At 33.4% G+C, this 26,012-nt stretch carries 27 protein-coding genes and 1 pseudogene; 13 read left to right on the forward strand and 15 right to left on the reverse strand.

Annotated elements, in window-relative coordinates:
- Positions 1-440: 440 nt before the first annotated feature.
- Positions 441-1,730 (reverse strand): homocysteine synthase, encoded by a 1,290-nt coding sequence (locus tag BTM19_RS05655; RefSeq protein WP_029378131.1) that lies wholly within the window; start codon positions 1,728-1,730, stop codon positions 441-443.
- Positions 1,731-1,955: 225 nt separating this feature from the next.
- Between BTM19_RS05655 and BTM19_RS05660 the strand changes: the two genes are divergently transcribed.
- Positions 1,956-2,861: a PLP-dependent cysteine synthase family protein gene (locus BTM19_RS05660; protein WP_058625513.1), complete on the forward strand. Its 906-nt coding sequence runs from the start codon at positions 1,956-1,958 to the stop codon at positions 2,859-2,861.
- Positions 2,854-3,999: a bifunctional cystathionine gamma-lyase/homocysteine desulfhydrase gene (locus tag BTM19_RS05665; protein WP_029378133.1), complete on the forward strand. Its 1,146-nt coding sequence runs from the start codon at positions 2,854-2,856 to the stop codon at positions 3,997-3,999. Before BTM19_RS05660 ends, BTM19_RS05665 begins: the two co-directional genes overlap by 8 nt.
- 135 nt (positions 4,000-4,134) lie before the next feature.
- Here BTM19_RS05665 and BTM19_RS05670 read toward each other — a convergent pair whose 3' ends face one another.
- The 3 genes from BTM19_RS05670 to BTM19_RS05680 all read right to left on the reverse strand — a co-directional run bounded on the left by BTM19_RS05670 (position 4,135) and on the right by BTM19_RS05680 (position 6,638).
- Positions 4,135-5,382, reverse strand: a complete 1,248-nt coding sequence (locus BTM19_RS05670) for an MFS transporter (RefSeq protein ID WP_029378134.1) — start codon at positions 5,380-5,382, stop codon at positions 4,135-4,137.
- Positions 5,383-5,518: 136 nt separating this feature from the next.
- Positions 5,519-6,073, reverse strand: a complete 555-nt coding sequence (locus BTM19_RS05675; RefSeq protein ID WP_029378135.1) for a TetR/AcrR family transcriptional regulator — start codon at positions 6,071-6,073, stop codon at positions 5,519-5,521.
- Positions 6,074-6,164: 91 nt separating this feature from the next.
- Positions 6,165-6,638, reverse strand: a complete 474-nt coding sequence (locus BTM19_RS05680; RefSeq protein WP_029378136.1) for a thioesterase family protein — start codon at positions 6,636-6,638, stop codon at positions 6,165-6,167.
- 180 nt (positions 6,639-6,818) lie between these two features.
- Between BTM19_RS05680 and BTM19_RS05685 the strand changes: the two genes are divergently transcribed.
- A complete protein-coding gene (locus BTM19_RS05685) occupies positions 6,819-7,025 on the forward strand; it encodes a hypothetical protein (RefSeq protein WP_029378137.1) in 207 nt (68 codons plus the stop codon).
- A 128-nt stretch (positions 7,026-7,153) separates the two neighbouring features.
- On the opposite strand, the pseudogene BTM19_RS05690 reads toward BTM19_RS05685, so the two are convergent.
- The 7 genes and pseudogenes from BTM19_RS05690 to BTM19_RS05720 all read right to left on the reverse strand — a co-directional run bounded on the left by BTM19_RS05690 (position 7,154) and on the right by BTM19_RS05720 (position 12,211).
- Positions 7,154-7,995: pseudogene (locus BTM19_RS05690) on the reverse strand (urease accessory protein UreD).
- Positions 7,995-8,609, reverse strand: coding sequence for an urease accessory protein UreG (gene ureG / locus BTM19_RS05695; RefSeq protein WP_017723828.1), 615 nt, complete (start codon positions 8,607-8,609; stop codon positions 7,995-7,997). The pseudogene BTM19_RS05690 and the gene ureG overlap by 1 nt, the downstream one beginning before the upstream one ends.
- Positions 8,610-8,622: 13 nt before the next feature.
- The gene (locus BTM19_RS05700; RefSeq protein ID WP_081225186.1) at positions 8,623-9,312 is read right to left on the reverse strand and encodes an urease accessory protein UreF; all 690 of its coding nucleotides are present in this window, start codon (positions 9,310-9,312) and stop codon (positions 8,623-8,625) included.
- The gene (ureE, locus tag BTM19_RS05705; protein WP_029378140.1) at positions 9,305-9,757 is read right to left on the reverse strand and encodes an urease accessory protein UreE; all 453 of its coding nucleotides are present in this window, start codon (positions 9,755-9,757) and stop codon (positions 9,305-9,307) included. Before ureE ends, BTM19_RS05700 begins: the two co-directional genes overlap by 8 nt.
- Positions 9,758-9,767: 10 nt before the next feature.
- Positions 9,768-11,483, reverse strand: a complete 1,716-nt coding sequence (ureC, locus tag BTM19_RS05710; protein ID WP_029378141.1) for an urease subunit alpha — start codon at positions 11,481-11,483, stop codon at positions 9,768-9,770.
- Positions 11,480-11,893: an urease subunit beta gene (locus tag BTM19_RS05715; RefSeq protein ID WP_029378142.1), complete on the reverse strand. Its 414-nt coding sequence runs from the start codon at positions 11,891-11,893 to the stop codon at positions 11,480-11,482. The genes ureC and BTM19_RS05715 overlap by 4 nt, the downstream gene beginning before the upstream one ends.
- Before the next feature lie 15 nt (positions 11,894-11,908).
- Complete coding sequence (locus tag BTM19_RS05720; protein ID WP_029378143.1) at positions 11,909-12,211, reverse strand: urease subunit gamma; 303 nt, start codon at positions 12,209-12,211, stop codon at positions 11,909-11,911.
- A 215-nt stretch (positions 12,212-12,426) separates the two neighbouring features.
- Between BTM19_RS05720 and yut the strand changes: the two genes are divergently transcribed.
- From yut to BTM19_RS05760, 8 genes are all read left to right on the forward strand, one after another.
- On the forward strand, positions 12,427-13,332 hold the full coding sequence (gene yut / locus BTM19_RS05725) for an urea transporter (protein WP_029378144.1): 906 nt from the start codon (positions 12,427-12,429) through the stop codon (positions 13,330-13,332).
- A 110-nt stretch (positions 13,333-13,442) separates the two neighbouring features.
- Entirely contained in the window at positions 13,443-14,915 is a 1,473-nt protein-coding gene (gene nikA, locus BTM19_RS05730) for a nickel ABC transporter substrate-binding protein (protein WP_037557159.1), read from the forward strand.
- Positions 14,915-15,892: a nickel ABC transporter permease gene (gene nikB / locus BTM19_RS05735; protein ID WP_099265780.1), complete on the forward strand. Its 978-nt coding sequence runs from the start codon at positions 14,915-14,917 to the stop codon at positions 15,890-15,892. Before nikA ends, nikB begins: the two co-directional genes overlap by 1 nt.
- On the forward strand, positions 15,892-16,713 hold the full coding sequence (gene nikC, locus BTM19_RS05740; protein ID WP_099265781.1) for a nickel transporter permease: 822 nt from the start codon (positions 15,892-15,894) through the stop codon (positions 16,711-16,713). Before nikB ends, nikC begins: the two co-directional genes overlap by 1 nt.
- Positions 16,706-17,485 carry an ATP-binding cassette domain-containing protein gene (locus tag BTM19_RS05745; protein WP_029378148.1) on the forward strand — a complete coding sequence of 260 codons (780 nt, stop codon included), beginning with the start codon at positions 16,706-16,708 and terminating at the stop codon, positions 17,483-17,485. Before nikC ends, BTM19_RS05745 begins: the two co-directional genes overlap by 8 nt.
- Complete coding sequence (locus BTM19_RS05750) at positions 17,478-18,167, forward strand: ABC transporter ATP-binding protein (RefSeq protein WP_029378149.1); 690 nt, start codon at positions 17,478-17,480, stop codon at positions 18,165-18,167. Before BTM19_RS05745 ends, BTM19_RS05750 begins: the two co-directional genes overlap by 8 nt.
- Before the next feature lie 133 nt (positions 18,168-18,300).
- Positions 18,301-19,212, forward strand: a complete 912-nt coding sequence (locus BTM19_RS05755; RefSeq protein WP_029378150.1) for an ABC transporter substrate-binding protein — start codon at positions 18,301-18,303, stop codon at positions 19,210-19,212.
- Between the two features lie 367 nt (positions 19,213-19,579).
- Entirely contained in the window at positions 19,580-19,996 is a 417-nt protein-coding gene (locus BTM19_RS05760; protein WP_029378151.1) for a MarR family winged helix-turn-helix transcriptional regulator, read from the forward strand.
- A gap of 60 nt (positions 19,997-20,056) precedes the next feature.
- Here the strand turns inward: BTM19_RS05760 and BTM19_RS05765 are convergent, their stop codons facing one another.
- Positions 20,057-21,487 (reverse strand): APC family permease, encoded by a 1,431-nt coding sequence (locus BTM19_RS05765; protein WP_029378152.1) that lies wholly within the window; start codon positions 21,485-21,487, stop codon positions 20,057-20,059.
- 365 nt (positions 21,488-21,852) lie between these two features.
- A complete protein-coding gene (locus BTM19_RS05770) occupies positions 21,853-22,680 on the reverse strand; it encodes an N-acyl homoserine lactonase family protein (protein WP_069796946.1) in 828 nt (275 codons plus the stop codon).
- A 353-nt stretch (positions 22,681-23,033) separates the two neighbouring features.
- Between BTM19_RS05770 and BTM19_RS05775 the strand changes: the two genes are divergently transcribed.
- Positions 23,034-23,414: a VOC family protein gene (locus tag BTM19_RS05775; protein ID WP_029378154.1), complete on the forward strand. Its 381-nt coding sequence runs from the start codon at positions 23,034-23,036 to the stop codon at positions 23,412-23,414.
- A 57-nt stretch (positions 23,415-23,471) separates the two neighbouring features.
- On the forward strand, positions 23,472-24,281 hold the full coding sequence (locus tag BTM19_RS05780; RefSeq protein ID WP_038679199.1) for a Cof-type HAD-IIB family hydrolase: 810 nt from the start codon (positions 23,472-23,474) through the stop codon (positions 24,279-24,281).
- 60 nt (positions 24,282-24,341) lie between these two features.
- Here BTM19_RS05780 and BTM19_RS05785 read toward each other — a convergent pair whose 3' ends face one another.
- On the reverse strand, positions 24,342-24,764 hold the full coding sequence (locus tag BTM19_RS05785; protein ID WP_029378156.1) for a universal stress protein: 423 nt from the start codon (positions 24,762-24,764) through the stop codon (positions 24,342-24,344).
- A gap of 94 nt (positions 24,765-24,858) precedes the next feature.
- Complete coding sequence (locus tag BTM19_RS05790) at positions 24,859-25,923, reverse strand: quinone-dependent dihydroorotate dehydrogenase (RefSeq protein ID WP_029378157.1); 1,065 nt, start codon at positions 25,921-25,923, stop codon at positions 24,859-24,861.
- Positions 25,924-26,012 lie beyond the last annotated feature (89 nt).

Below are 26,012 nucleotides of genomic sequence, written 5' to 3' on the forward strand. Positions count from 1 at the left end.
ATCACTAAGCAAATTCCTACGTTAATTTTCAAGTGGTTAGAGGAATACAAAAGTGTTTTTTTGCATAAGTATCACTAAGAAAATTGCTACGCTAATTTTCAAGTGTTTAGAGGAATACAAAAGTGTTCTTTTGCATAAGCATCACTAAGAAAATTGCTACGTTAATTTTCAAGTGGTTAAAGTAATACAAAAGTGTTCTTTTGTATAAGCATCACTAAGAAAATTGCTACGCTAATTTTCAAGTGTTTAAAGGAATACAAAAGTAATCTTTTGCATAAGCATCACTAAGAAAATTGCTACGTTAATTTTCAAGTGGTTAGAGGAATACAAAAGTGTTCTTTTGCATAAGCATCACTAAGAAAATTGCTACGCTAATTTTCAAGTGTTTAAAGGAATACAAAAGTAATCTTTGCATAAGCATCACTAAGAAAATTCCTACGTTAATTTTCAAGTGATGCTTTAAAACCTTTTTCAAGGTCATTAATTATGTCATCAATATTTTCAGTTCCAACTGATAATCTTACAAGTTCTGGTACAACGCCTGAAGCTTGTTGTTCTTCAGGTGATAATTGTAAATGTGTAGTACTAGCAGGATGGATGATTAAAGATTTAGAATCCCCAACATTTGCTAAGTGAGAGAATAGATTTAAAGCATCAACAAATTTTGCAATATCTTCAACAGAACCGTCTACACCAAATGTGAGCACTGCACCTTGACCATTGGGTAAATACTTTTGGGCAAGATCGTGATATTTATTGTTTTCTAATCCTGGATAATTCACCCAAGTTACGTTTGGATGTTGTTCCAAATATTGTGCAACACGCAAGGCGTTTTCAGAGTGTCTTTCTAAACGTAAATGTAAAGTTTCTAATCCTAATAAAAATTCATGAACGTTGAACGGTGACACTGCTGAACCTAAATCACGTAATAATTGTACACGTGCCTTCGTTATATAGGCTGCTTCTCCAACATCTTTAGCATATGAAATGCCATGATAACTTGAATCAGGTTCCACAAGGCCTGGGAATTTACCATTATCCCAATTGAAATTACCACTATCTACAATAACACCACCTATAGAAGTACCGTGACCACCTATAAATTTAGTTGCTGAATGTACAATAATATCTGCACCAAATTCAAAAGGACGTAGTAAATATGGTGTTGGGAAAGTATTATCCACAATTAAAGGGATGTTATTTTGATGGGCAACGGTTGCGACTGCTTCAATGTCTAACACATCAATTTTTGGATTACCTATAGTTTCAGCATAAACAGCTTTTGTTTTATCGGTAATAGCGTGTGCAAAATTTTCAGCGTCACTTGGATCTACAAAATGAACTTTGATTCCTAATTTTTTAAAAGTAACATTTAGTAAATTATAAGTTCCTCCATACAAGTTAGAAGAAGCTACAATTTCGTCTCCAGATTCTACAATATTTAAGAGTGCTAAATGAATTGCAGCTTGTCCTGAAGACGTCGCTAAAGCTCCGATGCCACCTTCAAGTGCTGCAATACGTTCTTCAAAAACATTTTGCGTTGGGTTCATTATTCTAGTATAAATATTGCCAGGTTCTTCTAAAGCAAAAAGCTTTCTCGCATGTTCAGTATTATCAAATACATAACTAGAAGTCTGATAAATAGGAACTGCACGTGATTTTGAAAAATCATCTGTTACTTGACCGCCGTGGATGGAAAGTGTATCTAAATGCCAAGGGTTTTGAGTCATGATATAAATCCTCCTAAAATTAGAATTTTCTGATAATTTTCACTATACAAGAGCTTTTTAACCTTTTCAACCATTTCTTATTAAAAAAGTAAGAATTAATTTGTGTTTTTTACAATGTATTTAATCCAAAGAGGTTGCAAAGAGAAGAGAAATTGTTTATAATTCTTATCGTTATAGTAGGATATTGTGAAAAAGAATGGAAATGGTTAATTCATGGAGGAAAAAATGATTGGTTTTGACTTAATAGGAAACACACCGCTTGTACTTTTAAAATCATTTAGTAATAAAGACGTTCAAATTTATGCAAAGTTAGAACAGTTCAACCCTGGCGGTAGCATAAAAGATAGATTAGGGAAGCATTTAATCGAGGTAGCTTTGAAAGATAGTGCGATTCATGAGGGCGATACAGTAGTTGAAGCATCAGCTGGTAATACGGGCATCGGCGTTGCTCTTGCAGCCAACTATTATGGTCTAAATAGTGTAATCTTTGCGCCTTTAGGTTTCTCTGAAGAAAAAGTGTCTATTATAAAAGCTTTAGGAGCGAAAGTAATAAGAACAGATCAAGAACTTGGTATGGAAGGTGCAAAAATAGCAGCACGAGAATTCGAATCAAAAACGGGAGCTTTTTATTTAAATCAATTTGAATCGAAACATAATCCTGAAGCCTATCAATATACCTTAGCACAGGAAATTACGGACCAACTAGATGACATTGATTATTTTGTCGGTGGTGTAGGATCTGGCGGAACCTTTGCAGGTATTGCTGAACATTTATCTCAATTTAATATTGAAAGTGTCATAGTAGAACCTGAAGGATCTATCTTAAGCGGTGGCCAAGCACATGCACATGATATAGAAGGCATTGGTTCTGAACAATGGCCATCATTTTTACCTGAAACATTAGTATCGGATATTATAAAAGTCAGCGATGATGACGCATTTAAAAATGTAAAATTAATCGCTCAACAAGAAGGGCTCTTAGTTGGCAGTTCATCAGGGGCAGCACTACAGGGAGCACTAGACATAAAAAAACATATTAACAAAGGTGTTATTGTCACAGTTTTTCCTGATGGAAGTGACCGATATATGTCAAAACAAATCTTAAATTATAAGGAGAATGATTATGAATAAAAAAACACAATTAATACATGGCGGCGTGACAACAGACCCATACACAGGCGCAGTAACGACACCAATTTATCAAACGAGTACTTATATTCAAGATGATATTGGGGATATGAGACAAGGTTACGAATATTCACGGTCTGCGAATCCTACAAGAACTGCGTTGGAAGGGCTAATTGCAGATTTAGAAGAAGGGCAATTTGGCTATGCATTCGGTTCTGGTATGGCAGCCATTTCAGCAGTTATTATGTTGTTAGATAAAGGTGATCATTTATTAATTAATTCAGATGTTTATGGTGGCACGTATAGAGCATTATCTAAAGTGTTTACTCGTTTTGGTATAGAAGCTGATTTTATTGATACAACAAAAATTGACGAAATTGAACAATATATTAAACCTGAAACGAAAATGTTATACATTGAGACACCATCTAATCCATTATTACGTGTAACAGATATTAAAAAATCTGCCGAGCTAGCTAAAAATCATAATTTGATTTCCGTCGTAGATAATACGTTTATGACACCTTATTTCCAAAATCCATTAAAATTTGGTATCGATATTGTATTGCATTCTGCAACAAAATATCTCGGAGGTCACAGTGATGTTGTTTCTGGCTTAGTTGCTACAAATGACGAAGCATTAGCAGAACGTATTGGATTTATTCAAAATTCAACAGGTGGTGTACTTGGACCACAAGATAGTTATTTATTAATTCGAGGTATTAAAACCTTAGGTATACGTATGGAACAAGTACAACGCAATACCCTTGAAATTATAGCAATGTTGCAAGAACATAATGCTGTTAGACAAGTATTCCACCCAAGTATTGCTACTCACTTAAATTATGATATTCATCAAAGCCAAGCAGAAGGGCATACAGGTGTAATTGCATTTGAAGTTGCAGATATAGAAAGTGCTAAGCAAGTAATTAAAGCATCTAAGTATTTTACGTTAGCTGAAAGTTTAGGTGCGGTAGAAAGTTTAATTTCCGTACCTGCGTTAATGACGCATGCATCTATACCAAAAGATATTCGTGAGAAAGAAGGCATTGCAGACGGCTTGATTCGTTTGTCTGTTGGTATTGAAGATACAGAAGATTTAGTAGAAGATTTAAAAACAGCACTAAGTACTTTAAATTAATTAGATATAAAGATAACCCAGGAAATACTTCATTTAATCAGACCCTTTAAAGAAGATGTTAAAAACTTCTTTAAAGGGTCTGATCATTTTCAGAAGAAAACTGGGTTATTTTCAATTTATACGAAATTGAATAGCTTAATTATTGTTATATTCTGTTTGCGATGGTGTTTCAAATTCAAAAGAACGTTCTGAATTTAAAACATCAGCATTGGTTTGTTGTAATTTGCTATAGTATCCTTTAGGTACTTTGCTTTTGGTAATTTCAACCTTAGGATAAATTAATAGAGGTATGAAACCAATTACGCCATATATTAAAAAAGTCTGTTTGTAGCTTAGTATATCTATGAATACACCTGCGAAAGAAGAACCGATGATTTGTCCAACTGCTAATAGTAAAAAAGGAATACCTATACCTAACGAAGCATTTTTTACAAATAATTTAATCCCCCAAACAAGTAAAACACCTGTTAAAAATATATAACTCATACCAAATAATGAAGATGAAATAAATGGGAGTAACCATATATTTGGGGTGAATGCTAGTAAAACTGTGGCACATGCTAACGCAATTACGCCGATATTAAACGCAAAATGAAGACTTTTCTTATCGATAATAGCTCCAGATATACCGCCAATCACCCCGAAAATACCAATTAAAATCCAAAATATAGAAAGAGCTATATCTGAGTAATGACCAGTAAGTTGAACAAATGACTTTGAAAAGGTCCAAAATGGTGCAGTTGAAACACCGAGTATTGTAGAAGCCATTACAATACGTTTACTAGCGGAAATATCTCTGATATTCAAACTACCAGTATCGATTTTAATATCCTGTTGTAGACTTGGAATTATAATATAATTCCAAGTTAATACAATTAATGATATAAATGCATAGATTAGGTAGGTGTCACGCCAATCAAGAAAGATAAACATAGCAGTTATACCAGTGAACACTAAACCTAAACTTGTACCTGAATTAATCCATGTATTTGCTTTGCCTTGATCTTGCATTTTAATCCATAAAGAAATTGTATAACCATAGGGTGGTGATACTAATCCAGTACTAGCTCCAGCAAATATGACACCTAAGGAAAGTATGATTGTATCTGATGAGAAGCCTATTAGAATTAAGCCAATTAATACAGAAAGCCCTGCAAAGATAATCATCCGTTTAGGGCCGACCTTGTCAGTTTTCAACGTAGAATAAATAATTGTAAAACAATAGGCCAAATAAAATAGTGATGAAATCATACCCGCTTGAGAAGCTGTTAACCTTAAGTCTGTGGAAATCTCTGGGAGAAAGAGACCAAAACTAAATCTGCCCAAGCCATAAGTCGTAGCAATCATAGCGATACCTGGTAATACAAGTTTTGAAAATTTCATAAAATACCTCCACATTTATATAGAATGCTCATTCTAATAAAAGATAAAAATATATAGAATGTTCATTCTATTTTTGTTTTGAAATAACGAGTAGGATAGTGATTCTTTCGAATACTAGTACCTACTCGTCTATGATTTATTGATTATGCGCTTCATGTAATAATAACTTTGCCATAGTAATAGCATGTTCAGTAGCTTCTTTAGACCCCAGTAATGCAGTCATTGAAGTTGTGCCTTCTAATAACAATGTGTATTGTACAGCGAGATCATAGCCGTTATCAATACCTGCATCGTTAGCGAGTTTTTCTAAATAATGCAACAGGCGTGCTTTATGTCCTCTTGCAGTGCTTTCGATTTCATTATCAGTATCAGCATAATCTTCAATCGCTCGCATAAACATATCACCTTTATAAGAGTAGTCATTAAGCCATTGACAATGTGCTTGAACGGCTGAAATAAAAGGCTTATCTGGGCGTTTTTCGACGAAACTATCGAGATAACGCCAATAGCGTGCTTCTCTTTGTTTTAATACTTGTGCTACTAAATTATCTTTAGATTCAAAATGGTTATATAGTGTCATGGTTGCAACATTTGCTTCTTGAATAATCTGCTTTAAACCAACACCACGAAAGCCATGCTCATAAAATAAACGTTCCGCAACACTCAGTATATCTTGTTTCTTCTGCGACATAGTATCTCACACTTCCAAAATAGAATGGTCATTCTACCTTATGGTATCAATAGAGAGATATGATGTCAAAAGTGAAGTATGTCGCAATGCACTATTTACTTTGAGGTATTTGAATAACATGACCTAATTGTTTAGGTGCATCAAAATGTTGTTGTTGATCAAAATAATTTTTAATTTTTTCTTGAATAGGTGTTGGGAATTCTGTGCTACTTCTAGTATGGTTGTTAACCCCCATCATCATCGCTTCATATGTAGCAGTGCGTTCATTATTTGCGTTGAACATAGTTAAGAATAAATGTATCCGTTTAGCATCATAATTATAAATATGAATCTTGATGTAAAAAGCATCGTGAAGTAATAGTTCCTTTAAATAAGAAATGTGCGCTTCAACGTTAAATATTGTAACGTCTTGGCTGTGACGATAATCAGTTGAAAAATCAATATGTTCCAAAAATCCAGCGACTGCATCACTAAATACGGAATAATATTGCGCATCATGCATATGATTATTATTATCTATCCAAGATGGTTGTACTGTGTTTTTATAAATATATTCTTCTATCACAAGATCACTCCTACCAGAAATTATTTATTAGCCTTTACTATTGTAGCAATAATAAAAGTACAGAGTTAACAATTTGTTTATTTATAAAAAGCATTTGGTATTCTTTATTAATAAACTAGGTTAAGATGGTATGACAATTAGTAATTTTAGTGAATGTTACTCAGATGGGAGGGGGATTTTATGGTGTTCGTTGCATTAATATTATTTATTTTATCTTTAGTTTTACTTATTTATTCTATTACTTTATTAATGGGGAAAGATGGGACATTATTTAGTTTGTTTACTAAAAAAGAAAATGAATTGAAAAAAAGTCAAAAATTAACAATTTATATTACGACGATTGTATTATTAGTATCTAGTCTTGTGTGGTTCTTGAATATAATTTAGTTTTTTAATTATAATACCATGAGTTTTACAGTAAGTGTTATTTAGATTAGTCGTTAGTTAAATTATCAAACTAGATTAATATAAAAAGGAGAGCGCAAAATTTTGGGCTCTCCTTTAGATTATAGTTTTTAATATTTTCTTAAAAAATCCACATCACGATCAAATATTGTTTTTACTACAAATTCTTGTAAGGTCGTCAATATTTTTTCTATTATTTGTGTTTTGTTTGATAATATTCGAATGCTAAAACCGTGTGTTGGTAACTTAGTGATGCCGAAACGACAATCATATTGCTGTTGATAATGCTTGATTTGTTCATAAACACTGTCGATTAATTTTTGATTTACATTAGGGTGTATAAAATAACACGACCCTAAGTGTGTGTAATCTTCCATATAACCAAGCCCATCGACTTTATTCTTGGATGGGTCAAGCAAAGTATTATCAAAAACTACCAATTCATCATCAACATAAATTTCATTTAATAGGTGCATATACTTATAACTGAATTTTTTATCATCTTTAGAATAACCTGGAGTTAATATGTCTGTATAAAATAATGCAGCTGTAGGTTTTAAATGAAAAGTATTATGTTGATAGAATTTTGCATTTTCAAAAGCGATAATTGGATCGCCTACATACTCAGCATATCCATCATCTTGAATACTAAAGTTTTGGTATTGTTCTACATGATCATTAGGTGTTTTATAAATTTTTGTAGCACCTTGTGAAGTTAAGATAACTTTTGCATTAGGTTCAATATTAAAATCCATTTTGTAACGATCTCCATCTAAGTAACCGCCACCTACATTTACAATATAAAATGTAGGTATATCAGAGTTATTTAAATAAACTGGTCGCATGACTTTTAAGGCTTTTTCGAAAAAATATCACGCGCCACCGATTTCTTGCCATTATTAAAGACAGTTAAATCTAATTGGCCGGTCCATTGATTCTGTCCATCAGACATTAAGCTAACCCTTTAAGAAATACGTCTTGTTCTATCCACTCAATAACTTCATCTAAACCTTCATCTGTTTTAAGATTTGTAAAAGTGAAAGGACGATTGCCACGGAATACTTTTGTATCTTCGGCCATGCGTTCTAATGACGCACCAACATAAGGTGCTAAGTCAGTCTTGTTTATAACAAAGAAATCGGATTTAATCATACCTTGTCCACCTTTTCGAGGGATTTTTTCCCCTTGAGCAACATCGATAATATAGATAGAGAAATCTACTAATTCTGGACTGAAAGTAGCAGCTAAATTGTCGCCACCAGATTCGATGAAAATAAGTTCGATATCATCGTTTCGTTCTTTTAATTCATCAATTGCAGCAAAATTCATTGAGGCATCTTCACGTATAGCTGTATGGGGGCAACCACCCGTTTCTACACCGATAATTCTGTCTTCAGGTAATACGCCAGAATTAACTAATATTTTTTCGTCCTCTTTTGTATAAATGTCATTCGTGATGACACCAATACTCATGTCTTTTGCTAAGCGTTTTACAATTTTTTCAATAAGTTGCGTTTTTCCTGCACCAACAGGTCCACCAACACCTATTTTAATTGTGTCTGTCATAAAGTTTGACCTCCTAAGATATAAAAATTCTTACGTTCACGTTTTCATGTTCCATCTGGTTGATTTCTAAACCTGGTGCAGTAATACCAAGTTGTGATTCATCTAAAGTCATAATATGATCTCTAGTATCTTTCATGATAGGTATCATTTGATGAACGATACGTTGCCCAGCAGTTTGACCTAAGGGTATTGCGCGTACTGCATTTTGAGTAAGGCTAGATACGTTTTGATATAAATAGTAATCAATAATCGTTTCTATATCGACCCCGAGATGATGGCCAAGCATAGTAAAACAAATAGCGGGGTGTAATATCGCTTTTTTATCAAGCATTTGAGCATGATACCAGTCTAACCAATCACTATCATATAGCTCAGAAGCAAGTTTCACCATACGATTACCCATCTGTTTAGAACCTTGCCGTGTTTCTTTTGGTATATTTTGTACAAAAAGGATACGATCTAATCGTAAAATAGCTTGTGTATCATCTTGTTCGAGCGCATTGTATACGAGACGCATCGTTAAGCCATCAGCATAAGTTAATTGTTCATTTAGAAAAAGTATGAGCCATTGCTGAAAACTTTGTTCATCATGAACGATATCGCGTTGGATATAAGTTTCAAGTCCAAATGAATGGCTGAAAGCACCTGTTGGAAATTGTGAATCACAAAATTGAAACAAGCGTAGGTGTGCGTGATCAATCATGTGAATGACCTATATGTCTGAATGCTTTATTAACTTTACGATCTTCATGTTCATATGGTATCCCTAAATCTTTCAATAGTGATTCGACTAAGTAATCATATTGAACGAGCATCTCAGTTTCTGTAAATTGCGCAGGTAAATGTCTATTACCAAGTTGATGAGCGATATCTCCCATTTCTTGTAAAGAGCGAGGTTTAATTACAAGCAAATCTTCAGAATTTACATCTACGACGATCATATTAGTATCATCTTTATACAAAATATCTCCATATTGTAAGTCGATTGGCTGTTTTAAACGGATACCAATTTCATTACCGTGATCTGTTTTAACACGTTGAATGCGTTTAACTAAATCAGAGTTTTCTAAATATACTTTTTCTATATGTTTTCCTTTATCGCTATCTGAAATGTTAGCAATATTACCTACGATTTCTTCGATGATCATTTTTAACCTCCTAGAATAAGAAATAACGTTGTGTTAATGGTAGTTCTGTAGCTGGTTCACTCGTGATTTTTTCACCATCTACAAATACTTCATATGTCTGCGGATCAACGTCTATTTTTGGCGTTGCACTATTATTTTTCATATCTGCTTTAGTTAGCTTACGAATATTATGCACAGGTCTTAATTTACGTTTTAAACCTAATAATTTGCCAATATCATTTTCATAAGCAGTAGTAGATACGAATGTCATTGAAGTACCTTGCATATTTCCTCCAAGTTGACCATACATCTTACGGTATTTTAGTGGTTCTGAAGTTGGGATAGAACCATTAGCATCCCCGTTAATTGCAGTGTTTATTAATCCACCTTTAACAATGACATCAGGTTTAACGCCGAAGAATGCGGGCTCCCACATAATTATATCAGCGAGTTTACCTTCGTCGATTGAACCTACGTAATCTGAAATACCATGAGTAATAGCAGGGTTAATTGTATATTTCGCAATATAGCGTTTGATTCTATTATTGTCATTATATTCGCTGTCACCATCTAGTGAACCACGTTGCTCTTTCATACGGTGTGCAACTTGCCAAGTTCTTGTAATTACTTCACCGACACGTCCCATAGCTTGTGAATCAGAGCTAACCATACTAAATACACCAATATCTTGTAATACGTCTTCTGCAGCAATCGTTTCTTTACGAATACGTGAATCTGCAAAAGCAATATCTTCTGGTATAGAAGCATTTAAATGGTGAGTAATCATAACCATATCTAGATGTTCATCAATTGTATTTACAGTGTAAGGTAAAGTAGGGTTTGTGGAAGATGGTAGTATGTTGGAATAAGCTGCGGATTTAATTAGGTCAGGTGCATGTCCGCCACCTGCGCCTTCTGTATGGTACATATGCAGTACACGGTCTTTAACCGCAGCCATTGTTTCTTCCATAAAGCCTGCTTCGTTTAATGTATCTGCGTGTAATGCAATTTGAACGTCATAATCGTCAGCAACTTGAAGGGCATGATCTAATGCTGAAGGTGTCGCACCCCAGTCTTCATGTACTTTTAAACCGATAGCGCCAGCATGTATCTGCTCTACTAAAGCAGTATGGTTAACTGCTTGGCCTTTACCAGTAAAACCAATGTTTAAAGGTAACGATTCTGCTGCTAGTAACATACGATGTAAATGCCAAGGGCCTGGAGTAACAGTAGTTGCTTTAGCACCTTCAGATGCTCCTGTCCCACCACCGATATGCGTTGTAATACCACTTTCAAGGGCAACTTGAGATTGTTCAGGATTTACGAAATGGACGTGAGTATCGATACCGCCAGCTGTTATTATTTTACCTTCTGCAGAAATAATATCTGTAGTTGCACCAATAATAATGTCTACGTTATCCATAATATCTGGGTTGCCAGCTTTACCTATTTTCATAATATAACCATTTTTGACACCAATATCTGCTTTAACAATTTTATCGTAATCAAGAATTAGCGCATTTGTAATTACTAAATCTGCTACTTGTTTATCATCACGTGTCACATTAGGGTTCTGAGCCATACCGTCACGGATTGATTTACCGCCACCAAATGCGGCTTCATCACCATATGTTGCGTAATCTTTCTCGACACGAGCAAATAAATTGGTATCTCCTAATCTTACAGAGTCTCCGACAGTAGGGCCATATAGACTTGTATATTGTGATTGCGTCATTTTAAAACTCATCTGTTATACCCACTTTCTTTATTAGCATTTTCGCTGACTTTATTTTCTTCAGCTATAACTTCTGTAGCGCTGTCGTCATCTTCAGCCTTATAAACACGCGCCTCGTCAATAGGTCCATTCACTTCACCATGGAAACCAAAAATTCTTCTTTTACCGCTATATTCAACGAGCTGAACTTCTTTTTCGTCACCAGGTTCAAAACGCACTGCGGCACCAGCAGGGATGTCTAAACGTTTCCCATAAGCTTTTTCTCGTTCAAATTGTAAGGCGGGATTCGCTTCAAAAAAATGATAATGAGAACCTACTTGAATAGGGCGATCTCCTGTGTTTTTTACATCGAGTATAGTAGCGTTGTGTCCGCGATTAACTTCAATTTCTGTACGTTTAACTATAATTTCGCCAGGTTTCATAATTAACTTCCTCCTCTACACAATTGGGTGATGAACGGTAATTAATTTAGTACCATCAGGGAAAGTTGCTTCAATTTCCATTTCGGTTAACATATCTGAAACGCCCTCCATTACATCATCCTCACCTAGTATTTGCTTGCCGTAACTCATAAGTTCTGCAACAGTTTTTCCATCTCTTGCACCTTCTAATAACTCAAAACTTATAATGGCAACTGCCTCAGGATAATTCAACTTAAGACCTCTTTGTTGACGTCTACGAGCTAAATCCGCTGCAATAACTAACATTAGTTTGTCTTGTTCACGTTGTGTAAAATGCACATGCTCACTACCTTTCGACGTTTTTATAAAATAAATATATAGTATGTGACTAATCTAATAATAAGACGATTGGACGTATACTACAAGAATAACCCTCTGAATTAAATTAATGACGAAAAAAATAGGGTTGAAATTAAATATGTATTGCTTTAAATTTTATCCGGTATAATATATTATATTGTATGGTGGAATAAGTATAGAAACTAGGTGACAATGTGAACGCTGTTCGAATCATATTAAAGAACATCGCACAAGTACTGCTCTTAGATAATGCATGGACAGGGCTATTTATTTTATTAGGTTTATTCGTAGGAAATTGGAAAGTTGGTATTATGGCCTTAGCTGCGAGTATTATTGCATTATTATTAGCGAAACGAACAAATTACTCACAAGAAGAGATTAATACGGGATTAGCAGGTTTCAATCCAGTACTAACAGCAATTGCATTGACACTATTTTTAGTGCCAGAATGGTACAGTATATTAATTGCTTTTATAGCAATTGTGATTACAATGCCAATCGGCTCAGCATTTAGAGAATTTTTTAAGCCTTTTGGTGTGCCTATGTTAACTATGCCATATGTGTTTGTTAGCTGGGTAATCTTACTAATGTCATTTCAATTTAAGTTTGTAAATGCAGATGTCAATATATTGCCTGATATAGTACAAGAGATACAATTTTCAGGACATAGTATACATTTTATAAATGCTTTTTTATCAGGCTTTAGTGAAATATTCTTGTTGAAGAGTATTATGGCAGGATTATTGATTCTTATAGGTATTTTTATTGCTTCAAGAAAGGCTGGTTTATTTGCTATAGTAGCCAATTTAATTGGTTTTACTGCTGTATTAGTGCTTGGTGCAAATCATGATCAAATTAATGATGGATTATTTGGATATAATGTCATACTTACAGTGCTGGCTTTAGGTGTTGCTTTCCGTACTAGGATTCAACGATATGTCAGCATTGTTTTAGGAATCCTTTTGACAGTTGTATTACACGCGGGCATGACGACTTTATTAACGCCGTTCGGTTTGCCAGTGTTTACGCTTCCTTTTATTATAGCGACGTGGATTATGTTGTTTGCAGGTAATCAAATGAAGGTACAACAAATTGATTAGCGTGGCATTATAGAATCAATATCCTAAATCATATTTTATAATATAGGCATCGTTTAAGAGTAGCTCGATTTTCTAATTGATTATTAATTTATTAGGAAGAAGGAATTATAGTGAAAAAAATTGTTTCATTACTTGCAATATCAGCCGTAGTCTTAGCGGGGTGTAGTGGTTCAGGCAATGAGTCCAAAGGAAAAACTTTAGACGTTGAACTGCCATTAAAAACAACTTCTATTGCACCTTATGAGACAGACGTGCCTGTGAAAATAGGTGCTGCAGAAGCTTTATTTAAAGCTGGTGCAGATGGTAAAGTTGAAAAAGTATTGGTTGATTCATACAAACAAAAATCACCAACACAATTGGATATTAAGTTAAAAGATGATATTAAATTCCAAAATGGTAAGAAAATGACAGGCGAAGCGGTAAAAGCTAGTTTGGAAGAAAGTATTAAGAAAAGTGATCTCGTTAAAGGGTCGCTTCCAATTAAAGATATTAATGTAGATGGTCAAAATATTACGATTACTACAAAAGAAGCTTATCCTGAATTAGTGTCAGAGTTAGCAAGTCCGTTTTCTGCAATTTACGATACAGAGGTAGAAGATGTTAATAAAACGCCTGTTGGTACAGGACCATACCAAATTAAACACTATAAGCAATCTCAAAATATCAAGTTAGATCGTTTTGATGATTACTGGCAAGGTAAACCTAAGCTAGATCATGTAAATGTTACATATCAAGAAGATGGTAATGCACGTACAAGTGATTTAGCATCAGGTAAAGCTGATGTAATTACAGATGTTCCTGTTGAAAAGGAAAAAGAGTTGAAAGATGGAGATAAGACAACTACTGATACAGTATCAGGATTTAGAACGTCATTACTTATGTACAATCATGCAAGTGACAAAATGTCAAAACCTATACGTAAAGCGCTAGATAAAGTTATTAATCGTGAAAGTATCGCGCGTAATGTCTCTAAGAATCATGCTCAACCAGCTACAGGACCATTTAATACAAAATTAGATTTCATAGATAAGCAACCTATACAAAAACAAGATTTAGAAGAAGCCAAACAAATTATGAAAGAAGAAGGATATTCTGAATCGCATCCATTAAAATTAACTATATCTACGTATAATGGGCGACCAGAACTGCCTAAAATGGCACAAGTCATTCAATCAGATGCTAAAAAAGCCAATATCGATATTACTATTCGCAATGTAGATGATATTGAAGGTTATTTAAGTGATAAAAAGCAATGGGATGCCTCTTTATATAGCTTTGGTACAATACCTAGAGGAGATACAGGGTACTTCTTTAATCAGGCATACAAACCTAAAGGTGCAATTAATTCTGGAGACTATAACAATCAGAAAGTAACAGCATTAATCGATGAGTTTAATAAAACAGTAGATAAATCTGAACGTAATCGATTAACAAATGAAATTATTAGCATTACGCAAAATGATTTTGCAAATAGCTATATTTCATATATGGATAATATCGTCGGCATGAACAAAGAAGTGAAGAACTTAAAAGCAACACCCGAGGGTATCTATTTAATCGATTATAAGGTCGATAAGAAATAATGATAATTAAAAATATACTCTCTAGAATTGGACAAATGATCGTTGTATTGTTTGTCCTTTCTAGCATTACATTCATATTAATGAAACTAACACCTGGCGATCCAGTTAATAAAATTCTACATTTAGATATAGCAAATGTATCCTCAGACCAAGTAGAAGCTACAAAAGAAAAGCTAGGACTAAACCAACCAGTTGTCATACAATATTTTCAATGGTTAGGACAAATTGTACAGCTTGATTTCGGAACGAGCTACCAAACAGGTGAACCCGTAATAAAAGAATTAATTTATTATACACCGCCGACATTAAGCATTGCTTTTCTAACTATAGTGGTTGTCTTGCTAACAGCAATTCCAATGGGGATTTTAGCAGCGAAATATTATCATACGTGGGTTGATATATTTATTAGAACTGTAACATCCTTTACGGTGAGTGTTCCTTCATTCTTTTTAGGTACAATCTTAATTTATATTTTTGCGCAGAAATTTAATGTTTTGCCATCTTCAGGTATAGATACGATAGCTGGCTACATTTTACCTGTGATAGCATTGAGTGTGGGTATGAGCGCATACTATGTCAGATTGATGCGATCGAATTTAATAGAATTATACCAATCTAAAGAGGTTGAGGCTTCACGTCTTAGAGGTATGTCTGAAAGATACATTTTGTGGGGTGATTTGTTTAAACCGGCGATTTTACCTGTTATAACGGTGCTAGGTATGTCTGTGGGGAGTCTTATAGGAGGCACTGTTGTCATTGAAAATTTATTCGGAATACCAGGTATTGGGCACTTCCTAGTAGATAGTATACGTGCAAGAGATTACCCTGTTGTACAAGGTGCGGTAATTATGATTGGTTTCTTTGTGGTTTTAGCTAATACAGTAAGTGATTTATTATTGTTATGGTTAGAGCCCAAACGCCGTTTCAATAACACACGCCATCTTAAGAAACGGCAAAGACAGGATGGTGAAATATAATGAAGCAATTAAATAAACAGCATCTTATATTTTATGTGTTTGCATTGTATTTATTGGTTCTTATCATCGCACAATTTTTTGTGTCAGCAACTAACGCTTATGAGGTGAATTTAGGAAGTAGTCTTGAACTGCCGAGCTTAAACCATTGGTTAGGCACAGATGATTATGGTAGAGATTTACTTTCAAGAGTTATTATTGGTGCAAGGTATACATTGATTATTAGTTTGATTACCTTGTTGATTACGGTCATAATTGGCATGCCATTAGGATTAATTGCTGGTTACAAAAAAGGCATCGTTGATACAATTATTATGCGCATTATTGATATAGGATTAAGTATTCCTGAATTTGTCCTTATGATTGCATTTGCTAGTTTTTTTAAACCTAGTATTTGGAATTTGGTTATAGCAATTACCATTATTAAATGGATGACTTACACTAGGTTGACCCGTTCAATAGTAAGTAGTGAAATCACAAAACCTTATATACAAATGGCTCGATTATTTAACGTGCCAACACATGTCATTATCTTTAAACATTTCTTTCCACAAGTTTTACCATCTATTATTGTGCTGATGACAGTAGATTTTGGGAAAATAATATTATATATTTCATCGCTTTCATTTCTTGGTTTAGGCGCACAGCCACCTTCACCTGAATGGGGAGCAATGTTGAATACAGGCAGAGATTATATTAGTTCATATCCGTTACTTTTAATTGTTCCAGCGTGCTTAATTACAGCAACTATTCTCTTGTTTAATTTAGCTGGCGATGCATTAAGAGATAAATTATTAAAAGGAAAGCGTGATACGTATGACTAATTTATTTGAGATTAACAACTTAACAATTAAAGATGAAAGATGTACTACATTGATAGATCACATAAATCTCAATTTAAAAGCAAGTAAAGTAAATGTTTTGGTAGGAGAAAGTGGTTCGGGAAAGAGTTTGACTGCCAAAGCGTTAGTGCAACAACTACCTGATAATTTAACAATGACCTACGACAGTTTAAATTATGACAGTGAAAAATTGTTGAATATGCACGAACTTTTGGGAAAAGAAATTGGTTTTATTTCTCAAGATTATACGCATAGCTTCAATGAGCATACGAAATTAGGTAAACAATTGATTGCGATTTATAGGCAACACTATAAGATAGATAAAGCTAAGGCTAAAAAATTTGTAACGCAAGCGCTTGAATGGGTTGATTTAGTACCTGATAAAACAATGGATAGTTACCGTTTTAGTCTGTCAGGTGGGCAACTTGCTAGAGTACAAATAGCGAGTGTGTTGATGCTCAATCCGAAATTAATTATTGCTGATGAGCCCACTGCATCACTAGATGTGATAACAGGCGCTAACATTATGAACCTAATCAAACATTTGGCAGAGGTTCATAAAGTTACGCTTTTACTAATAACGCATAATTTATCACATGTTTTAAATTTTAGCGATTGGATACACGTGATCCAAAAAGGAAAAATAGTCGATTCAAACCATATACAAGCCTTTAAAAATCATGATGTAGATCCATATAGCTTGAAATTATTTAACTCCCGTAGCCAATTAAAGGAGGGGAGCAGTAATGATTAACATAAGTAACTTGAATTTTAAATATGGTCAAACCCCTATTTTAAATAATATAAATCTTACTATACAGTCAGATGAAATTGTAGGTATTGTAGGTGAGAGTGGTTCTGGTAAAACGACATTGGCACAAATTATTTTAGGTCTATTACCAGTACCTCAAGAACAATATACAAATAATAATTTTCGATTATTACCTATATTTCAACATGCTTATGATAGTTTTAACCCAAAATTTAAAATTTCCAAATCTTTAGAAGAAGCGATAAAGTATCATCGTGACTCAAACTCATATGAAGTTCGTCAGCGAATGCATATACTAATGAAAAACATGTACCTAGACGAAAAGTTATTGAATAGGTTCCCCGATCAATTAAGTGGTGGCCAATTACAACGTTTTAATACGATTCGTACATTGATGTTAGCACCAGATATGTTGGTTTGCGATGAGATTACAGCTAGCTTAGACGTTATTGCTGAGCAAAGTATGATCGGAGTATTAAAACAGTACTACGCAGATACACACAAAGGTATGTTATTAATATCTCATGATTTAGCATTTTTAAATCAAATCGTTGAACGATTAATTGTCATGAAAAATGGTGAAATCATAGATGATTTTAATATTAAATTTTTATTCGACAAACAGCGCCATGAATACACGAAACAGCTACTAGCAATTTATTAGGTAGCTGTTTTTAATTTTTAATGATAGAAAAACTATATGTTTTAATTTTAAAAATAATGTGCGTCATATTATTGAGAATCATATAACTTCATGTATAATTATATTCAATATGAGAAAAGGGGATATTTTACGCATGAAAAAAATATTATTACCATTGCTAGCTTTAATACTTATGTTAGCAGCATGTGGCAATGGTTCAAATGACAAGTCGTCAAAGGAAAATAGTGAAAAGACAACATATAAACAAGACTCAGGAGAAAAAGTTGAAATACCGAAAAAACCTAAACGTATTGTAGTCTTAGGTGCTACATATGCTGGGGGATTGAAACAACTTGATGCCAATATCGTTGGCGTAGCTAATATTGTAAACGATAGTAAAGTTTTAAAAGATAAATTTAAAGATGTAGAAAAAGTAGATGCTGAAAATGTTGAAAGTGTAGCAAAACTAAAACCAGATTTGATAATTACGTACAATACAGATAAAAATATCAAAAAATTAAATAAAGTTGCACCTACAATAGCTTTTGACTATATGAAACATGACTATAAAGAACAACATAAAGAGTTAGGTAAAATTGTAGGTAAAGAAGATAAAGCAGACGCATGGGTTAAGCAATGGGAAGAAAAAACGAAAGACGATGGAAAAGAAATTAAAGACGCAATTGGTGCAGATACTACAGTATCAATTATTAAAGACTTTGATAAAAAAATCTACGCCTTAGGAAAAACATATGGCCACGGCAGTGAAATTCTATATGATTCCTTTGGACTGAAAATGCCTGAAAAAGTAGAAAAAGCAACACAAGAAAATGATTTGGCAGATATCTCTGAAGAACAAATTCCTGAAATGACAGGTGATTACGTGGTAACACCAGTTGCTAAAGGCAGTGATTTATCATTCGAAAATAAAGATGTTTGGAAGAATACAGATGCAGTGAAAAAAGGGCAAACGTTTAAAGTAGATGAAGGTATTTACTGGTTAAATGATCCTTATTCATTAGATTATGAACGTAAAGATTTAAAAGAAAAATTATTACAACATTAATTGATTTATAACACCATGCTCTAATAAAGCATCAATCTATTCTTTATAATGGATTGATGCTTTTTAGTGAGCACTTTTTAGGTATTATTTTTGGTCAAACAGAAGTTTAATAATTAATTGGTATTAAGGATGTATAAATGTTTTAGCAATACTTATCAAATTTATGTATTAATTGATAAAGGTCTCAGCAAATATTTCAATATACGTTATGATGATGTAAAATATTAATAACAATTAATAAATTGAGTATTAGGGATTTATATATGAAGGATGTATATTACATTGGCTAACTTTAATATAAATGATTTTTTATGAGTAAAAGATAAACTATGAGAAGTAATCATAGATATATCTTTGGGAGGATATGATGGAAAAACAACAAAAAATCGATAATTGGGTACAATTAACCAAATACGTTCATTATATAGAAACATTAATTGAGAAAAAAATGAAGCAATCTTACAATTTAAGTTTGAAAGAATTTTATGTATTATATGAAATTTATAAAGCTAAAGGAAAAAAATACAAAATTAATGATTTGATAAAAATTGTTGATTTAAGCCAAAGTGCAATGTCTAGATTGATTGTACGAATAGAAAAACCAGAAAAAGCATTAGTTGTAAGGCAAGAATGTGTTGAAGATCAACGTGCTATGTATATCTATTTAACAGAAGAAGGACTTAAAATCACAGAATCGGCTTTAAATACCTATGAAAAATTAATTAAAAAAGTAGACTTTTCTAATATTCGTAAGTTATCCCAAATAGATGAGGATGAAGATTAATCTTTTGCTAACATATAAAACAGGTTCGCAACATTAATGTTCCGAACCTGTTTTTGTTTATTAAGAAGGCTTTCCTTTTTTAGAATGTCTCACACCGTATACGAGATAAATAATTAGCCCTATGATAAACCAGGCAAGTGTATATAATTTTGCTTCTGAACCTAGTCCCCAGAATACGATGACTACACTCACGAATGTGATAATGGGCATTACAGGATAAAAAGGCATTTTGAATGCTGGTACTGGAATGTCTTTACCTTCTCTAGGGCGTAAACCAAAAATTCCTATAGAAACAAACATAAACGCGACAAGTGTACCGGCAGATATTAATTGAGCCAAGAACGCAAATGGGAACATTGACCCAATAATAACTGCAATGATAGTAAGTATTATTAGTGCGCGATTAGGCAAGTTTTTATTATTTAATTTTCCTAACCAAGAAGGTAAGAGACCGTCTCGACCAAAAGAATACAGTAAGCGCGAACCTGCTAACATCATACCGATGAGTGCTGTGAACATACCGATTACAGAAATTGCTTGTACTATTGCAGCTACTACACCAAATCCACTTTGTCTTAAAGCCCAACCAACAGGTTCTGCGTTACCAGCATATGCTGAGTACGTGAACATGCCGACAAGCACAAGTGAAACTGCAACAAATAGTACTACTGCAATTAATAGTGAACCTAAGATTCCTCTAGGCATTGTTTTTTGTGGATTGATTGCTTCGGCCGAATTAGCAGCAATTGAATCAAAACCAATATATGCTAAGAAAATCATAGACACACCAGCATAGATACCTTGCCACCCTCCAAAGGATCCAGTTTCGGTAACTTTATGTTCTGGAATAAATGGTACATAATTACTGAAATCAATAACTGTTAAACCTACGACAATAAATAATAATACGGCTAATACTTTAATGACGACAAGTATATTTTCGATACGTGCAGCTGCTGATACGCCGTATGCTAATAAGCAAGTTGTAAGAATAATTACGATAGCTGCGACAATATCAATGACACCACCATCATTACCTAATGTGTTAGAAAGTGATTTTGGTAATTCGAGTCCTAATGGTGAAACTAAACCACGTAAGTTCGCAGAGAAACCTGATGCAACAAAGGCGACAGCAATAAAGTATTCTGCAAGTAAGGCCCATCCTGCTACCCAGCCAAACACCTCACCAAATACTACATTTATCCATGAATAAGCCGAACCAGCAAAAGGCATTGCAGACGACATTTCAGCATATGCAAAAGAAACAAGACCAGCTACTACTGCTGCTAGTAAGAATGAAAGTGCAACTGCAGGACCTGTGTGTTGTGCTGCAACGACTCCGGGCAGCGTGAAAATAGAAGTAGAAACTATGGTGCCGACACCTAAAGCTAAAAAATCCTTAACTCGTAATGTTCTATTTAAATGAGCATCTTTCACTTGATAAACGGATGGTTCCGCCCTTTTAAAAATTTTGTTAAAAAAATCTTTCATAATAAACCTCTCCCAATGAATACTATATCGTAAAACTTTATAACTAAATTATGATAATTTATATCATAGCATAAATACTTCTAAATATTCAGAAAATTTTGTGAAATTTATATGTAAAATAGTGAAATATAGCTCGTTTGAGTGTTATTAGTTGTTTAAAGTGAATATTTACTCTTTTGTGTGGTGGTGAATCTTGTAATCTATTGATTTTAGAAATATATATAAAGGGCGAGAATAAGTATAATTAAATTATCACTCACTCTCGCCCTTACAAGCTAAGTTTATCTATTCATATATTAAGATTATTATATTTATATTGTGTTTGATTATCATAGTTGCACATCAAATACCAAACTTTATTGTCTTTATAATGAAATGACTTGTGGTTGGACTTCGACATCATGATTGGCAATCGCTTTGATACAGTGTTCGTCTATTGCTTGGGCTTTTACCCAATTTAATGATTTGATTGCATCATCTTTATTTATTACGAGACCAGGCAAAATGCCGTTTTTCCAAGATTTTTCAGCATAACCTACATCTGAGGCCAACAATAAATATGGTGCATCATCTTTATGCGCTTTAACACGTGTAGTACATAGTCCAGCGCTATGCCCAGGTGTATGAATAAACTCGAGTGTACCATCACCAAATAAATCAAAGGATTTACCTGTAGGTCCAATACCATTATCTGTTAAAGGATAAGTTTGAATATTAATATTGTCCCATTGGTGTGGAAGATAGTGAATTTTATCGTTATTTGCAGCATTCCATTCTAATTCACTGACTAAGATATTTTTTGCATCAGCTACATGTGCCAAGCCATCAGCATGATCACAGTGTAAATGACTCAACATCACATAATCTATATCAGTAGGTTGATAGCCTAATGCTTCAATTTGTTCATGTACAGCGGAAACTTTAGGTAGAACTGATTTGTTTATTGGATATTGAAAAGCTAAATTTTTAATAGGCTTTGTTCGATTGATTTCATGCCAACCCGTATCAATTAGAACAAGGCCCTTTGGATGCTCTATAAGATAGACAGATACAGGTAGACGCAGTTGGTTCTTTTTAGATCTAAATAATCCAGTCCATGCTAAAGGGGGATTATATTTATAGTTGAATGGTAATGCTTCATCTACTATCACTGAACCAGTGTGTAAGACGTGCACATTGATTGTAATAGTCATTTTATTTTACTCCTTTTAGTTAAAACAATATGGCTAATGTAAAACGAATAATCAGAGATATGTAGGATTTGATTATTCAAATGCCATAAAATACTGATGATTAATAATATACTTTAATTTCATCATAATTTGGTTATAACTATCTTTAGATGCTTTAAAGTGTTGAAAATAAGCAAATAAGATGTTAAAAACTTTAACTCATTTAGAGATTATGTGTCAAATAAATATGAATTTATTATCGTAGTTTATTAAGGAAATTACCGTATAAGCGAGAAAGACGAGGGATGAGATAGTTTCATTATAGCGCTTTAAAAGTGGAGTATGGTATGGTGATTAAAAATGGGGGGACTAAAATGAATATACAATCATCTTGGCTTAATCTACCGGTAGAGGATTTAGCAGCAAGTGAAACATTTTTTAGTGAAATAGGTTTTACAATTAAAAGGAACGAAGCAGTTTTAGATAAAATGAGAGGAATTGAAACTTTAGATAATAAAATCATAATGCTTATTGAACGCAATCAATTTGAGAAAGTTGCTCAAGTTTCAAATGTCGGAAGTAATAGTGCATTAATTTCTATTTCTGTGGCTGAACCAGAAGATGTGGATTATTTATTAGAACAAGTTGAAGCGTCAGGTGGACAAGTTCTACAAAGTGGTACTATGCATGAAGGTTATTATGGCGGTTTATTTAAAGATATTGATGGTCACCTTTTTAATATTATTGTAATGTAGTTTAAACAAGTATATGACTATTTAATTATACCTCGAAAACAGAAAGGAGTATCAATGATGATAAAAGCAATCGCAGTAGATAAAGATGGTACATTTTTAAAATCAGATCACACATATGATAAGGCATATTTTGAGAAAATATTTTATGAATTGAAACGGCAAGATATTAAATTTATTGTGGCAAGTGGTAATCAATATGCTCAATTACAGTCATTTTTTCCAGAAAAAGATCAACATATTACGTATGTTGCTGAAAACGGTGCTGTTACTTATTATGATAATGAATTGGTGACATCTTACTATTTTGATCCACAACTTATTTATGATGTAGTGGAGACACTTACAGCAGACTTTGAGTTAACGGACATTGTATTGAGTGGTATTCAATCAGCTTATGTCAAGCAGACAAGCAGCGAAGAATTTTTGAATTTTATTAGTAATTACTATTATGATATTGAAAAAGTAGAGTCCTTTGAGCAAATAGAGGATGATAATTTTGTGAAAGTTGCTATGCGCATCAAAGATAAAGATTTAGTTAAAGAAGTTATGGATACATTAGAAACTAAATTTAGAGGAGAGTTACGCGCAGTAACAAGTGGTAACGACAGTGTAGATCTTATTTTACCAAATGTTAATAAAGGTGTTGCAATTCAAGATATATTAAAACAATGGGGTATTGAACAAGACGCGTTATTAGCATTTGGAGATGCCAATAATGATTTAGAAATGTTAGGTTTAACTACACATAGCTACGCGATGGCTAATTGCAGTCCGGAGGTAGAAGCGGTTGCCCAGCATAAAGCACCTTCAAATGATGACTCTGGTGTCTTACAAGTGATTGAACAGTATTTGAAGCAACATCAATAAAAAATAAACTCAATGTCTCTATCATAAATGAATAGAAGCATTGAGTTTTTTGTATGAAGGCTAATTTATAATAAGTACGGGTATATCCACGTTACTTGCAATCTTGTGTGTCACATTACCAAGTATATTTTTAATATCTGATTTTGTACGCGTATTACTCATTACAACAATATCATAGCTGTGTTCTTTAATTTCTGACAAAATTGAGTTTTTGATGTAGCCAGTACTAAATCTAATATTTACATTTAAACCTAGGTCTTTTAATTGATTAACAAAAGGTTCGAGTAATTCGCTTTTTTCATGTGCCAAATCTTCAAAATGTTTATTATCATACCGTACTGAAGTTTCTAACTCACTTTCCGGTATAACATGAAACACTGTGATTTCAGCATCATCCACGCCAACGGTTAGATTTTGCAACGCTTCAGGTACATTGTTAAACGAATTATCAAAATCGTAAGCTAATAATATATTTTTATACATAATGGCACTACCTCCTTTTATTATACATATACCCTATTATTATTAAAGTAAAAGAGGCAGTGCAAGAATGAGTGCAAACAAGCACCTAGAAATATTAGGCGTCTAATCCAATAATTTCACTAACGTTATTATAACCATTAGATTTGAGATAAAGTGCTAGTTGCTTATTTAATTTTTGAGTTAATCCAGGTCCTTCAAAAACTAAAGAACTATATATTTGCACTAATGAAGCACCACTACGTAACATTTTAATGACATCAGCATCATTGAAAATACCACCTGTACCAATAATTAAGAATTTGCCATTTGTTTGCTTATAAGCATATGAAATTAATTCTAGATTGCGGTTGAATAACGGTCTTCCACTCAATCCGCCTGTTTCATGACGGTTGTCTGAATTTAAATGCTCACGTTGCTGAGTTGTATTAGCTAGTATAATACCGTCAAAAGTTTGCGTTATCGGCTCTAGCATTTGACCAAGACCGTCTAATGTTAAATCAGATGTAAGCTTGATGAAAATAGGTACATTTAGATTTTGATTTTCTTTATAAGATTGAATAGCTTCGCACAATTGGGCGAATTCATCTTTATCATGGAAACTTTGTAGATTTTTTGTATTAGGAGAGCTGATGTTCACCGTGAAAAAAGTAACGTCATTTTTAAATGTATCTATAACTTTAATATAATCTTCATAACGCGCATCATGAGATGTAGTCTTGTTAACCCCAACATTTAGACCTATCGGAATTTGATAACTATATTTACGTAGATTACTTAAAGCTTTATTCATGCCTAAATTATTAAAACCCATTCTGTTAATCAGTGCGTTATCTTCTACTAAGCGATACATACGTGGTTTGGGATTACCGGGTTGTGGTTTAGGTGTGATACCCCCTAATTCAAGTGCACCAAAACCAGCGTTTTCTAAGGCTTTAGGTACTTCACAAGATTTATCAAATCCAGCTGCTAATCCAATTGGGTTCTCGAAATGTATGCCTTTGATATTTTGGTGTAAGTGTTCATTTTTATAGTGGAATAATTGGTTAACAACAGGTAAAAGTTTTGGATATTTTTGGACGAATTTGAGTGCGTTAATTGTCATCCCGTGCGCTTTTTCAGGATCTATTTGGAATAAAATAGGTTTGATGAGTTTGTACATATCATAATCGCTCCATTTATCAAATTATTTGTAATAAAACTATGTATTGTGATGAGTGCCTAATCAATTTTGTAAAAGTAAAATTGAAA

It is taken from the genome of Staphylococcus xylosus (genome assembly GCF_002732165.1).
Classification (GTDB): Bacteria; Bacillota; Bacilli; order Staphylococcales; family Staphylococcaceae; genus Staphylococcus; species Staphylococcus xylosus.